Raw genomic sequence first — 12,008 nt, 5'->3', positions numbered from 1 at the left:
CGAGCTAACGCGGGCTATGTCGACGGTACCCTCGCCCGGTCACACGTCTCCACCGCGCGGGTCATGGCTGAGGCGAAGAAAAGACGTTGAAAGGCATGGCTCTCAGAGCCCCGCCAGCCATTCGTCATCGGAACCCTCGGCCACGCCCTCGAACAGGAAGGTGGACAGGTAGCGCTCGCCGGTGTCCGGCAGCATCGCCAGGATCGCGCTGCCCTCGGCCGCGGTCTTCGCGTAGTCCAGCGCCGCCGCCACCGTGGCGCCGGCGGACACGCCGACGAAGAGGCCTTCCTCGGCCGCCAGCCGGCGCGCGGTGTCGCGCGCCACGGTGTCGTCCACCGGCAGGTCCACGTCGACCACCGCGCGGTTGAGCACGCCGGGCACGAAGTCCGGCGTCCAGCCCTGAATCTTGTGCGGCTGCCATTCCTTGCCGGCCAGCATCGACGCCACCGCCGGCTCGGCGACGACGATCTTCACCTCCGGCCGGGCCAGCTTGAGCACCTCGCCCACGCCGGTGAGCGTGCCGCCGGTGCCCCAGCCGGAGACGAAGGCGTCCAGCCGGCGGCCGGCGAAGTCGCGCAGGATCTCCGCCGCGGTGGTGCTGCGGTGGTACGCCGGGTTGGCGGGATTGTCGAACTGGCGCGGCAGGAACCAGCCATGCTTCTTCGCCAGCTCCTCGGCGACGCGCACCATGCCGGTGCCGCGCTCGGCCGCCGCGGTGAGGATCACCTTCGCGCCGTAGGCGCGCATCAGCTTGCGCCGCTCGACCGAGAAGGTCTCGGCCATCACCGCCACGAACCGGTAGCCGCGCGCGGCGCAGACCATCGCCAGTGCCACGCCGGTGTTGCCCGAGGTGGCCTCGACCACGGTGTCGCCGGGCTTGAGCTGGCCCTTGCGCTCGGCGTCGAGGATCACCGCGAGGGCGAGGCGGTCCTTCACCGAGCCGCCGGGGTTGAACGCCTCCACCTTGGCGTACAGCGCCACGTGCGGCGGCGCCACCCGGTGCAGGCGGACGATGGGCGTGCCGCCGATGGTGTCGAGAATGCTTTCGTGGATCATGGCAGCCTCCTGTCGGGTGTCCGGAACCACCTACGCTAGACCTTCGGCGAGGCGGATGCCAAACAATCTTTCCCGCTATCGTTTCCACGCCGCGGGCGCGTGGCGTGCCCCTGTTCTCGGCACGCCGGCGCGGCCTGCCCCACACTGCACGGATGCCGACCGTCCTCCGCCTGCCGCTCCGCCCCGGCCTCGCCGCCTGCCTCGCGCTCGCTGCCTGCGCGCTGGCCGCACAGGGCTACCCGGGCACCCCGGCCGACTACCTGCGCCAGATGGACGCCAACGGCGACGGCCGGGTCAGCGAGGCCGAATACGTGGCCTACATGAGCCGCGGCTTCCGCCGCATGGACGCCAACGGCGACGGCGTGCTGGAAGCGGCCGAACTGCCCGGCGGCCGCGGCCGCCCGGTGACCCTGCGCGAATGGCAGCAGGACCTGCGCCGCCAGTTCCATCGCCTCGACCGCAACCACGATGGCCGGCTCGACGCGCGCGAACTCGCCGCGCCCCCGGGCTGAGCGCCAGGCGACGGCAGCCACAAGAAACTTCGAACGGACTCCGGGCCACACCCGCGCCGCGATGCGCTATCGTGCGCGCCTGTCCCCAGGCCCTGCCCGTCATGGATAGCTCCCGACCGCACACCCGGCGCCACGCCGCGCTCGCCTTCATCTTCGTCACGGTGATGGTGGACATGCTGGCGTTCGGCATCATCATCCCGGTGCTGCCGCACCTGATCGTCGAGCTGATCGGCGGCAGCATCGCGCAGGCCGCCGTGTGGGTGGGCGCGTTCGGCGCGCTGTTCATGCTGATGCAGTTCGTCTGCTCGCCGATCCAGGGCGCGCTGTCCGACCGCTACGGCCGGCGCACGGTCATCCTCATCTCCAGCTTCGGCCTGGGCGTGGACTTCATCGTGATGGCGCTGGCGCCGGTGCTGTGGCTGCTGTTCCTGGGTCGCGCGGTGTCGGGCATCTGCGCGGCCAGCTTCTCCACCGCCAACGCCTACATCGCCGACGTCGTGCCGAAGGAGAAGCGCGCGGCCGCCTACGGCACGCTGGGTGCGGCGTTCGGCATCGGCTTCATCGTGGGGCCGGCGCTGGGCGGCTTCCTCGGCCACCTGGCGATCCGGCTGCCGTTCTGGGTGGCGGCGGGACTGTCGCTGCTGAATTTCTGCTACGGCTTCTTCGTGCTGCCGGAGTCGCTGCCCAAGGAACGCCGCAGCCTCCGCTTCGACTGGCGCCATGCCAACCCGCTGGGCTCGCTGCTGCTGCTGCGCCGCTACCCGCAGGTGTTCGGGCTGGCCGCGGTGTTCTTCCTGATCAACCTGGCGCAGTTCTCGCTGAATTCCACCTACGTGCTGTACACCGACTACCGCTTCGGCTGGGGGCCGCAGGTGGTGGGCTACACGCTGGGCCTGGTCGGCCTGTGCAGCGGGCTGGTGCAGGCAGTGCTGGTGCGGCGGCTGATGCCGTCGCTGGGCGAGCGGCGGATGATCCTGCTGGGACTGGGATTGTGCATCGGCGGCTACGCGCTGTTCGGCCTGGCGCCACACGTCTGGCTGTTCGTGCTGGGCATCCCGTTCCTGTGCCTGGGCGGCCTGGCCGGGCCGCCGGCGCAGGCGCTGGTGACGCACCAGGTCGACCCGCGCGAGCAGGGCCGCCTGCAGGGCGCGCTGACCAGCCTGGCCAGCCTGGCCGGCATCTTCGGCCCGGCGCTGTTCGCCAACCTGTTCGCGCTGTTCATCAGCGACCACGCGCCGGTGCGCCACCTGCCCGGCGCCGCGTTCGTGCTCGCGGCGCTGCTGCTGGCCGCGGCCACCCTGGTGGCGACGCGCGCCACCCGCGCCGCGCCGGCGCATTCCACGCCCGCCGGCGACGACATTGCGCTGCCCGGCGAGACCTCGCCGCTGGCGGTGCCGCTGGCCGATCCCCTTCCCGCTGAACCACCGGAGCATTCCCGATGAGCCTTTCCATGTACCAGGCCTCCGTTCCCGTCTTCGTGCGCGCGCTGACCAACCTGCGCCACGTGTTCCAGAAGGGCGAGGCCCACGTGAAGTCGAAGAACGTCGCCGACGAGGTGCTGCTGCAGACGCGCCTGATCCCCGACATGCTGCCGCTGGTGAAGCAGGTGCAGATCGCCTGCGACATGGCTGCGCGCGGCGCCGCCCGCCTCGCCGGCGTGGAACCGAAGAGCTTCGAGGACAACGAGACCACGCTGCCGCAGGTATACGCGCGCATCGATGCCGCGATCGAATACGTCAAATCCTTCCAGCCCGAACAGATCGACGGCAGCGAAACGCGCACGGTGCAGATGAAGACGCGCAACGGCGAAGTGACGCTGAGCGGGCAGGACTACCTGTTCGGCTTCACCCTTCCCAACCTGTTCTTCCACTGCACCACCGCCTACAACCTGTTCCGCGGCATGGGCGTGGAGATCGGCAAGAGCGACTTCATCGGCGCCTGACGCCCACCGGCAGCGCGGCGACGAGACACGCCGTCGCCGCGCGCCGACACGCCGGCCACGCCGCCTCGACGCAAGCGGCGGCAGCCTCGGGGCATGCGCAGGCGCCTTTCCGCCACCGCTCCGCCCAGCCGCCGCGGGTTCGCGGCATGAGCGTGCGCATCGGCATTTCCGGCTGGCGCTACGCGCCGTGGCGCGGACGCTTCTATCCGGAAGACCTGCCGCAACGGCTGGAACTGCACTACGCGTCGCGGTGTTTCCGCAGCATCGAGCTCAACAGCTCGTTCTATGCATTGCAGCGGCCGGAAAGCTACCGCCGCTGGCATGCGGACACGCCGCGCGGCTTCGTGTTCGCGGTAAAGGCGCCGCGCTTTATCACGCATGTCCGGCGGCTGCGCGACATCGACGGGCCGCTGGCCAACTTCTTCGCCTCCGGCCTGCTGGAACTGCGCGCGAAGCTCGGCCCGGTGCTGTGGCAGTTCCCGCCCAGCCTGCGCTACGACCCCGGCCTGTTCGAGGATTTCCTCGCCCGCCTGCCGCGCGACGCGCGCCAGGCGCAGGCGCTGGCGCGCGGGCACGAGGCGCGGCTGGCCCATGCGAGCGTGGCGATCGACCGCAACCACCGCCTGCGCCACGCGGTGGAGATCCGCCACGAAAGCTTCGCCTGCGAGCCCTTCATCGCGCAGTTGCGCCGGCACCGCGTGGCCCTGGTGGTGGCCGACACCGCCGGCCGCTGGCCGCTGCTGGAGGACGTCACCGCCGGCTTCATGTACCTGCGCCTGCACGGCGACCGCGAGCTGTACGCCAGCGGCTACGGCGACGCCGCGCTGGACGACTGGGCCCGGCGCATCCGCGCCTGGCGGCGCGGCGGCCAGCCGCAAGGCGCACGCACCGTCAGCCCGGGCCGGCCGCCCGCGCGCACGTCGCGCGACGTGTACTGCTACTTCGACAACGACACCAAGGTGAAGGCGCCGTTCGACGCCGGAAGGCTGGCGCGGCGGCTGGATCCGTAGCCCGCAAAGGCGGTCCGCTTCCGCAAGCGGTCGGGGCCGGGCGCGCCGGCTGCGTGCCCGCATGCGAAAATCGCTCCTCCGTTCCCGCCGACCCGCGCATGCTGCGACTGACCGACATCAAGCTCCCGCTCGACCACGCGGACGACGCCCTGCCCGCCGCGATCCGCGCGAAGCTGGGCATCCCGCCCGAGGCGCTGCGCGGCTACACGGTGTTCCGCCGCGGCTACGACGCGCGCCGACGCGGCGCGATCGCGCTGATCTACACGCTGGACGTGGACGTGGCCGACGAGGCCGCGCTGCGGGCCCGCTTCGCCGACGACCGCCACGTGCAGCCCACGCCGGACACGAGCTACCACCCCGTGGCGAAGGCGCCGGCGCGGCTGGACCACCGCCCGCTGGTGGTCGGCTTCGGCCCCTGCGGCCTGTTCGCGGCGCTGATCCTGGCCGAGATGGGCTTCCGGCCGATCGTGCTGGAACGCGGCAAGGCGGTGCGCGAGCGCACCAAGGACACCTGGGACCTGTGGCGCCAGCGCAAGCTGCACCCCGACTCCAACGTGCAGTTCGGCGAGGGCGGCGCCGGCACGTTCTCCGACGGCAAGCTGCACAGCCAGATCTCCGACCCGCGCCATCACGGCCGCAAGGTGCTGACCGAGTTCGTCAAGGCCGGCGCGCCGGAGGAGATCCTCTACGTCAGCAAGCCGCACATCGGCACGTTCCGGCTGGTGTCGATGGTGGAGAACATGCGCGCCACCATCGAGTCGCTGGGCGGCGAGGTCCGCTTCGGCCAGCGCGTGGACGACCTGCTGATCGAGACCGGCACGGACGGCGAACGCCGCCTGCGCGGCGTGGTGCTGGCCGACGGCGGCGAGCTGCGCAGCGACCACGTGGTGCTGGCGCTGGGCCACAGCGCGCGCGACAGCTTCGAGATGCTGCACGCGCGCGGCGTCTACGTGGAGGCCAAGCCGTTCTCGATCGGCTTCCGCATCGAGCACCCGCAGTCGCTGGTCGACCGGGCCCGCTTCGGCCCGCAGGCCGGCCACCCGGTCCTCGGCGCGGCCGACTACAAGCTGGTGCACCACGGCAAGGGCGGGCGCTCGGTGTACAGCTTCTGCATGTGCCCCGGCGGCACCGTGGTGGCGGCCACCAGCGAACCCGGGCGCGTGGTCACCAACGGCATGAGCCAGTACTCGCGCAACGAGCGCAACGCCAACGCGGCGATCGTCTGCGGCATCGACCCGCGCGACTTCGCGCCCTACGGCGACGGTCCGCTGGCCGGCATCGCGCTGCAGCGGCACTGGGAATCGTTCGCCTACGAGCTCGGCGGAGGCGACTACAGCGCGCCCGGCCAGCGCGTGGGCGACTTCCTCGCCGGCCGGCCCTCGCGCGCCTTCGGCGAGGTGCTGCCCTCGTACCGGCCGGGCGTGCGCCTCACCGACCTGTCCGCCGCCCTGCCCGACTACGCGGTGGCGGCGATCCGCGAGGCGATCCCCGCCTTCGAGCGGCAGCTGCGCGGCTATGCGATGCCCGACGCCATGCTCACCGCGGTGGAAACACGCACCTCTTCGCCGGTGCGGATCAGGCGCAACGACGACGACCTGCAGAGCCTCAACACGCGCGGGCTGTATCCGGCCGGCGAGGGCGCCGGCTACGCCGGCGGCATCCTGTCGGCGGCGGTGGACGGCATCCGCGTGGCCGAGGCGGTGGCGCTGGCGATCGCACCGGCGGGCTGAGCAGCGGCAGGGCAGCCGGGCTCAGGCGGCGTCCGGCGCGTCCAGCGACACCACGTGCAGCGGTTCGCTCTCGTGCGGGAACGCGGCCCAGCGTTCGGCCATCGTCGTGCCGTCGAGCGGGTGGTGCAGGTCCGGCGCGATGTCGGCCAGCGGCTTCAGCACGAAGGCGTGCCGCAGCTCCTTGCGCGGGATCTGCAGGTGGCCGGGGCCATCGATCACGCGCTCGCCGTACAGCACGATGTCCAGGTCCAGCGTGCGGCTGGCGTAGCGCGGCTGGTCGCGGCGGCGGCCGTGGCGGTCTTCCAGCGCGTGCAGCCAGTCGTTCAGTGCCTCGGGTTCGAGCCCGGTGTCCAGCCCGACGGCGAGATTGACGAAGTCGGGGCCGTCGAAGCCCACCGCCCTGCTGCGGTAGGCGGGCGAGACGTCGATCGCGCCGAAGCGGGCGCGCAGTTCGTCCAGCGCGGCGCGCAGGTGGCGGTGCGGCTCCAGGTTGGAGCCCAGGCTGAGGTAGACGCGGGCCATCACTGCGCCGGTGCGGGGAAAGGCGACGATTCTGCCTGCCCCGCGCCCGACCGCGCCAGCCCGGCCTGCACGTCGTGGCCGGACGGCTGCTGGTACAGCCGCAGGCCGAACTCCGGCAGCAGCGCGAACAGGTGGTCGAACAGGTCGGACTGGATGCCCTCGTACTCGGCCCAGGCCACGGTGGCGGTGAAGCAGTACAGCTCCAGCGGGATGCCCTGCGGTCCGCTGGCGAGCTGGCGCACCATGCAGCTCAGGCCGTGGTGGATGCGCGGGTGGGTGTCCAGGTAGGCCTGCACGTAGGCGCGGAAGGTGCCCAGGTTGGTGAGCCGGCGGCGGTTGGCGGCCACCTCGCCGGCCTCGCCCAGCGCGTGGTTCCACGCGGCCACTTCCTGCTGCCTGGCGGGCAGGTAGTCGGCCAGCAGGCGCAGCTTCGCCAGCCGGCCCAGCGCGTCGGCGTCGAGGAAGCGCACGCTGGCGGCGTCGATGTGGATCGCGCGCTTGATGCGCCGGCCGCCGGTCTCCTGCATGCCGCGCCAGTTCCGGTACGAATCGGAGATCAGCCGCCAGCTGGGGATGGTGGTGATGGTCTTGTCCCAGTTGCGCACCTTCACCGTGTGCAGGGCGATGTCGATCACGTCGCCGTCGGCGTTGAGCTGGGGCATCTCGATCCAGTCGCCCACGCGCAGCATGTCGTTGGAGGAGAGCTGCACGCCGGCCACGAAGCCGAGGATGGTGTCCTTGAAGATCAGCATCAGCACCGCCGACAGCGCGCCCAGCCCCGACAGCAGCAGGCCGATCTTCTGCCCGGTCAGGGCGGTGATGATGACCAGCCCGGCCACGATGAACAGCCCGATCTTGATCAGCTGCACCATGCCCTTGATCGAGCGCTGCTGGCCGCGCGGCGTCTCGCGGTACAGGTCCTCCAGCGCCGACAGCGCGGCGCCGATCGCCATCGCCACGAAGAGCGCCAGCAGCGCCTCCATCACGTTGCCGAGGGTCTGCTCCACGCGCTCCGGGACGCCCGGCACCAGCCGGATGCCGTACTGGATGGCCAGCGCCGGCACCATCCGCGCCAGCCACAGGAAGGTGTTGCGCCTGAACAGCGCATCGTCCCAGCGCCAGGCGGTGCGCTCGGTGATGCCGCGCACCACGCGCAGCAGGATGCGGCGCACCAGCGTGCCGGCCAGCCAGGCCAGCAGCAGCAGGACCAGCAGGCCCAGCGCGGTGCGCATGCCGGGGAGATCCAGCAGGTGTTGCAGGGAAGCCATGCGGTTCGCTCCTTGGGTCGGGACCCGCATGCACACGGGTCGGGCGGCAAGGGCCGCGGGGAGGCGCCAGGCCTCGCGAAAGGGAACGGCCGCGGCGCCGCGGCCTGGCGCGAACGACGCGCTATTGCGGCCGCGTGCCGCGCTCGATGCGCACGCCCACCGCCTTCGCCCCGCGCACCGCGCCGGGCTTGGACAGCTTCAGGCGCACCCAGGCCACGCCGAACTCCTCGCGGATGATCGCGGCGCAGCGCTCGGCCAGCGTCTCCACCAGGCCGAAGCTGGACGCGCCCACGTAGTCGATCAGCCGCTTGGACACGTCCTTGTAGTTCAGCGTCAGCGCGATGTCGTCGCCGGCGGCGGGCACGGTGTTGTCGAACGCCATCTCGATGTCGAACGACAGGGTCTGGCGCACGCGGCGCTCCCAGTCGTAGATGCCGATCACCGCGTCGATGCGCAGGTCTTCGATGAAAACGATGTCCATCGCTACAGGGTCGGCGATGACGGCGCGGCAATCAAGTTTCGGCGCGACTGAACATCGCCTCGGCCCGACATCCATTCGCGTTCGGCGTAGGCCCGCAGGGCCGAAGTCGAAACGCCCGGAGGATCCGGCACGAACGGATTTCATGCCGGGACACCACCCGCGGTCAGGCCGCGGGCGGCAGCGTCTCCAGGTTCCAGCGCGGGTACACCTGCACGGTCTCGTCCTGCCGCTGCCCTGCGGCGAGGCGGATCGCGCCGGCCAGCGCGATCATCGCGCCGTTGTCGGTGCAGAACTGCAGGCGCGGGAAGTAGGTGCGGAAGCCGTCCTTCTCGCCCGCCGCGGCCAGTTCGGCGCGCAGCCGCCGGTTGGCGCCCACGCCGCCGGCGATCACCAGCCGCCCGGCGCCGGCCGCTTCCAGCGCGCGGCGGCACTTGATCACCAGCGTGTCGACGATGGCTTCCTCGAAGGCACGCGCGACGTCGGCGCGGGTCTGTTCCGACTGGTCGGACTGCTGCCAGGCCAGCAGCACCTGGGTCTTCAGGCCCGAGAAGCTGAAATCCAGCCCGGGCCGGTCGGTCATCGGGCGGGCGAAGCGGAACGCGCCGGGCCGGCCCTGCTCGGCCAGCTTCGCCAGCGCCGGGCCGCCGGGGTACGGCAGGCCCATCAGCTTGGCGGTCTTGTCGAAGGCCTCGCCGGCGGCGTCGTCCAGGGTATCGCCGAGGATGCGGTACTCGCCGATCGCCTTCACCTCGACCAGCATCGAGTGCCCGCCGGAGACCAGCAGGGCCACGAACGGCGGCTCCGGCGGGTCGTCCTCCAGCAGCGGCGCCAGCAGGTGGCCTTCCATGTGGTGCACGCCGATCGCCGGCACGCCCAGCGCCCAGGCCATCGCCCGGCCCGCGGCGGCGCCCACCAGCAGCGCGCCGACCAGCCCGGGGCCGGCGGTGTAGGCCACCCCGCCCAGGTCGGCCGGAGCCAGCCCGGCCTGGGCCAGCGCCTCGCGCACCAGCGGCAGCAGCTTGCGCACGTGGTCGCGGCTGGCCAGCTCCGGCACCACGCCGCCGTAGTCGGCGTGCAGCTTGATCTGGCTGTACAGGGTGTGGGCCAGCAGGCCGCGGCCGGGCGCATCCGGCTCCCAGCGCAGCAGGGCCACGCCGGTCTCGTCGCAGGAGGATTCGATGCCCAGCACAGGCTTTGAAAAAGTCACGGTATCCACGCTATACTTCGCGGCTCGCCCTATTCAACAGGCTCGTCAGGTACGGGCCAGTCTACCACCCGGAGTCTTCATGCCCAGCGTAAAAGTCCGCGAGAACGAGCCGTTCGAGCTTGCCCTGCGTCGCTTCAAGCGCACCTGCGAAAAGGCCGGCGTGCTCGCCGAAACCCGCAAGCGCGAGTTCTACGAGAAGCCGACCCAGGAGCGCAAGCGCAAGCGCGCCGCCGCGGTGAAGCGCCACATGCGCCGCCTGTCGCGCGACGTCACGCGCAAGACGCGCCTGTACTGAGCCTGGCCGTCCGCCCCGCGCGGACGCGCGGCTGCCCCGCGCAGCCGTCCAGGCCGGTCTGCTGGCGCGTCCATCCGCCGCCGCGACCGCCAAGCCTCTTGCACTGGCCGGCGTTGCCCCTTGGGCGACGCCGGCCTTGTGCGTTTCCGGAGTAAAGCCATGACGCTCAAGCAGCAGCTCACCGACGACATGAAGGCCGCCATGCGCGGCGGCGACAAGCACCGGCTCGGCGTGGTCCGGCTGGTGCTGGCCGCGATCAAGCAGCGCGAGGTGGATGAGCGGATCGAGCTGGACGACGTGCAGGTCCTGGCGGTGCTGGAGAAGATGCTCAAGCAGCGCAAGGACTCGGTCAGTCAGTACGAGGCCGCCGGCCGCCAGGACCTGGCCGACGTCGAGCGCGCCGAGATGACGGTGATCGAGGCCTACCTGCCCGCCAAGCTGGACGACGCCGAGCTGGACGCGCTGATCGCGGCCGCCATCGCCGAGACCGGCGCGGCCAGCCCGCGCGACATGGGCAGGGTGGTGGCGGCAGTGAAGGACAAGGCCGCCGGCCGCGCCGACATGGCCGTGGTCTCGGCCAGGATCAAGGCGCGCCTGGCCGGCTGAGCGCCGCCGGCGCGTCGCCGCCGCGTCAAGGCCGCCCCGCTGCCCGATGGCGCGGCCTTCACGCGCGCTCCCGGACACTGCCCCGCGTCGCCGTCGTGGCGGCAGGACGGGAACCACGCATGCTCAAGTGGGCCATCATCTTCGCCATCATCTCGCTGGTCACCGGCCTGCTCGGTTTCCGCGGCATCTCCGGCGTGGCCGCCACCATCGCCAAGATCTTCTTCGCGATCTTCCTGATCCTGTTCCTGATCGCGATCCTGGCGGTGATCGGGGTGTTCCACATCCTGTAGCGCCCGGCGACCCACGACCTTCGGTCTCGCTGAAGCGCCCGCCACCGCGAACCCGCCCGGCCCGTTCGCCCCTCCGGAGAGAAGGTTGGGATGAGGGGCGGGTGCTCGCCATGAGCACGCTGTTTGCCTTCGCCTCCTCTCCCCTCCGGGGAGAGGATTGAGGTGAGGGGCGGGTGCTCGCCATAAGCACGCTGTTTGCCTTCGCCTCCTCTCCCCTCCGGGGAGAGGATTGAGGTGAGGGGCGGGTGCTCGCGACACCCCCCCCCCAATCACAGCGCGCTTCGAAGCAAGGTTTTCGCGAGGTTGCCCCCCTCACCCCGGCCCTCTCCCCGCAGGGGAGAGGGAGAAAGCACTAGCCCGCCACGCGCTCCATCCGCCGGTGCCCCGGCACCACACCCTGCGCATTCGCCAGCGAAGAAGCCCGCTCGCCGCTCACCGCGAACCCCAGCCGCCCGTACAGCGCCTGCGCGCGCGGGTTGCTCACCGCCACGTCCAGCACCATGCGCCGGCGGCCAGCCTGCTCGCCGCGCCGGATCAGCGCCTCGATCAGTGCGCGCCCGATGCCCTGCCCGCGCAGCGCCGGCGACACGCCCAGGTGCGCCAGGTAGTGCATGCCGCGCGACGGCGGCGGGATCACCCGCTCCACCCGCAGCCCCCGCGCGACCACGCCCGGCGCATGGCGCAGGCCGTAGTGCACCAGGATCTGCCGCGCCGCCGCCAGCGTGAACGCCAGCGCCGTCTCGCCGCCGTAGCCGGCGCCCACCGCCACCACCACGCCCTCCAGCTCGCCCACCACGTGGTTGCGCCAGCCGAATTCGCCCGCGCCGTCGACGAAGGCGTGGCGCAGGAAGGCCTGCGCGTCGCCGCGCCCGGGCACCGCGAACACGTAGTCGAAGGCCGCCGGGCCGGAACTGTGGATCAGCGGCACGGCGGCGGCCGCATCCTGCGGCGAGGCCGCGCGAAAGCGCACTGCGGACATCTCGGCCATCGTCGCTTCCCCTAGCCAGGACCGGACGCATGCTAGCCGCCCCGGCGCCCGCCGCCCCGCGCCCGGGCGACGATTGGCCGCGCGCCCCTCCGTGCTGGCCG

General features: G+C 71.9%; 14 protein-coding genes. 8 read left to right on the top strand and 6 right to left on the bottom strand.

The annotated features are described in order from the left end of the window. Positions 1-102: 102 nt before the first annotated feature. Positions 103-1,056, bottom strand: coding sequence for a cysteine synthase A (gene cysK, locus QMK61_RS14400; protein ID WP_302072921.1), 954 nt, complete (start codon positions 1,054-1,056; stop codon positions 103-105). 152 nt (positions 1,057-1,208) lie between these two features. Here cysK and QMK61_RS14395 point away from each other — a divergent pair, with 152 nt between their 5' ends. The 5 genes from QMK61_RS14395 (at position 1,209) to QMK61_RS14375 (ending at position 6,250) form a co-directional block, all read left to right on the top strand. Further along, the gene (locus QMK61_RS14395) at positions 1,209-1,568 is read left to right on the top strand and encodes an EF-hand domain-containing protein (protein WP_302072920.1); all 360 of its coding nucleotides are present in this window, start codon (positions 1,209-1,211) and stop codon (positions 1,566-1,568) included. Positions 1,569-1,669: 101 nt separating this feature from the next. Continuing rightward, the gene (locus QMK61_RS14390; RefSeq protein WP_302072919.1) at positions 1,670-3,010 is read left to right on the top strand and encodes a TCR/Tet family MFS transporter; all 1,341 of its coding nucleotides are present in this window, start codon (positions 1,670-1,672) and stop codon (positions 3,008-3,010) included. Further along, entirely contained in the window at positions 3,007-3,510 is a 504-nt protein-coding gene (locus QMK61_RS14385) for a DUF1993 domain-containing protein (RefSeq protein WP_302072918.1), read from the top strand. The genes QMK61_RS14390 and QMK61_RS14385 overlap by 4 nt, the downstream gene beginning before the upstream one ends. Before the next feature lie 146 nt (positions 3,511-3,656). Further along, entirely contained in the window at positions 3,657-4,520 is an 864-nt protein-coding gene (locus QMK61_RS14380; protein WP_302072917.1) for a DUF72 domain-containing protein, read from the top strand. Between the two features lie 98 nt (positions 4,521-4,618). Further along, positions 4,619-6,250, top strand: coding sequence for an NAD(P)/FAD-dependent oxidoreductase (locus tag QMK61_RS14375; protein ID WP_302072916.1), 1,632 nt, complete (start codon positions 4,619-4,621; stop codon positions 6,248-6,250). 21 nt (positions 6,251-6,271) lie between these two features. Here QMK61_RS14375 and folK read toward each other — a convergent pair whose 3' ends face one another. The 4 genes from folK to tsaD all read right to left on the bottom strand — a co-directional run bounded on the left by folK (position 6,272) and on the right by tsaD (position 9,737). Beyond that, positions 6,272-6,772 carry a 2-amino-4-hydroxy-6-hydroxymethyldihydropteridine diphosphokinase gene (gene folK, locus QMK61_RS14370; protein WP_302072915.1) on the bottom strand — a complete coding sequence of 167 codons (501 nt, stop codon included), beginning with the start codon at positions 6,770-6,772 and terminating at the stop codon, positions 6,272-6,274. Next, entirely contained in the window at positions 6,772-8,040 is a 1,269-nt protein-coding gene (locus QMK61_RS14365; RefSeq protein WP_302072914.1) for a mechanosensitive ion channel domain-containing protein, read from the bottom strand. Before QMK61_RS14365 ends, folK begins: the two co-directional genes overlap by 1 nt. Before the next feature lie 121 nt (positions 8,041-8,161). Then, positions 8,162-8,521: a dihydroneopterin aldolase gene (folB, locus tag QMK61_RS14360; protein ID WP_302072913.1), complete on the bottom strand. Its 360-nt coding sequence runs from the start codon at positions 8,519-8,521 to the stop codon at positions 8,162-8,164. 163 nt (positions 8,522-8,684) lie between these two features. Then, positions 8,685-9,737: a tRNA (adenosine(37)-N6)-threonylcarbamoyltransferase complex transferase subunit TsaD gene (gene tsaD / locus QMK61_RS14355; RefSeq protein WP_302072912.1), complete on the bottom strand. Its 1,053-nt coding sequence runs from the start codon at positions 9,735-9,737 to the stop codon at positions 8,685-8,687. Between the two features lie 70 nt (positions 9,738-9,807). On the opposite strand from tsaD, the gene rpsU reads away from it, so the two are divergent. The 3 genes from rpsU to QMK61_RS14340 all read left to right on the top strand — a co-directional run bounded on the left by rpsU (position 9,808) and on the right by QMK61_RS14340 (position 10,919). Continuing rightward, on the top strand, positions 9,808-10,023 hold the full coding sequence (rpsU, locus tag QMK61_RS14350) for a 30S ribosomal protein S21 (RefSeq protein WP_008208668.1): 216 nt from the start codon (positions 9,808-9,810) through the stop codon (positions 10,021-10,023). 159 nt (positions 10,024-10,182) lie between these two features. Next, complete coding sequence (locus QMK61_RS14345; protein ID WP_302072911.1) at positions 10,183-10,629, top strand: GatB/YqeY domain-containing protein; 447 nt, start codon at positions 10,183-10,185, stop codon at positions 10,627-10,629. 119 nt (positions 10,630-10,748) lie between these two features. Further along, positions 10,749-10,919 carry a DUF1328 domain-containing protein gene (locus QMK61_RS14340; protein WP_302072910.1) on the top strand — a complete coding sequence of 57 codons (171 nt, stop codon included), beginning with the start codon at positions 10,749-10,751 and terminating at the stop codon, positions 10,917-10,919. 352 nt (positions 10,920-11,271) lie between these two features. On the opposite strand, the gene QMK61_RS14335 is transcribed toward QMK61_RS14340, so the two are convergent. Beyond that, complete coding sequence (locus tag QMK61_RS14335; RefSeq protein ID WP_302072909.1) at positions 11,272-11,907, bottom strand: GNAT family N-acetyltransferase; 636 nt, start codon at positions 11,905-11,907, stop codon at positions 11,272-11,274. Positions 11,908-12,008 lie beyond the last annotated feature (101 nt).

The organism is Fulvimonas sp. R45 (genome assembly GCF_030504985.1).
Lineage (GTDB): Bacteria > Pseudomonadota > Gammaproteobacteria > Xanthomonadales > Rhodanobacteraceae > Rhodanobacter_A.
This window is presented reverse-complemented; position numbering and strand designations above follow the sequence as displayed.

Excerpts from the sequence above, each read along its gene's own strand:
- QMK61_RS14390 (WP_302072919.1), top strand. The coding sequence starts at position 1,670 with ATGGATAGCTCCCGACCGCACACCCGGCGCCACGCCGCGCTCGCCTTC.
- QMK61_RS14365 (WP_302072914.1), bottom strand. The coding sequence starts at position 8,040 with ATGGCTTCCCTGCAACACCTGCTGGATCTCCCCGGCATGCGCACCGCG.
- QMK61_RS14380 (WP_302072917.1), top strand. The coding sequence starts at position 3,657 with ATGAGCGTGCGCATCGGCATTTCCGGCTGGCGCTACGCGCCGTGGCGC.
- folB (WP_302072913.1), bottom strand. The coding sequence starts at position 8,521 with ATGGACATCGTTTTCATCGAAGACCTGCGCATCGACGCGGTGATCGGC.
- QMK61_RS14385 (WP_302072918.1), top strand. The coding sequence starts at position 3,007 with ATGAGCCTTTCCATGTACCAGGCCTCCGTTCCCGTCTTCGTGCGCGCG.
- cysK (WP_302072921.1), bottom strand. The coding sequence starts at position 1,056 with ATGATCCACGAAAGCATTCTCGACACCATCGGCGGCACGCCCATCGTC.
- folK (WP_302072915.1), bottom strand. The coding sequence starts at position 6,772 with ATGGCCCGCGTCTACCTCAGCCTGGGCTCCAACCTGGAGCCGCACCGC.
- QMK61_RS14340 (WP_302072910.1), top strand. The coding sequence starts at position 10,749 with ATGCTCAAGTGGGCCATCATCTTCGCCATCATCTCGCTGGTCACCGGC.
- QMK61_RS14335 (WP_302072909.1), bottom strand. The coding sequence starts at position 11,907 with ATGGCCGAGATGTCCGCAGTGCGCTTTCGCGCGGCCTCGCCGCAGGAT.
- QMK61_RS14395 (WP_302072920.1), top strand. The coding sequence starts at position 1,209 with ATGCCGACCGTCCTCCGCCTGCCGCTCCGCCCCGGCCTCGCCGCCTGC.
- rpsU (WP_008208668.1), top strand. The coding sequence starts at position 9,808 with ATGCCCAGCGTAAAAGTCCGCGAGAACGAGCCGTTCGAGCTTGCCCTG.
- QMK61_RS14375 (WP_302072916.1), top strand. The coding sequence starts at position 4,619 with ATGCTGCGACTGACCGACATCAAGCTCCCGCTCGACCACGCGGACGAC.
- QMK61_RS14345 (WP_302072911.1), top strand. The coding sequence starts at position 10,183 with ATGACGCTCAAGCAGCAGCTCACCGACGACATGAAGGCCGCCATGCGC.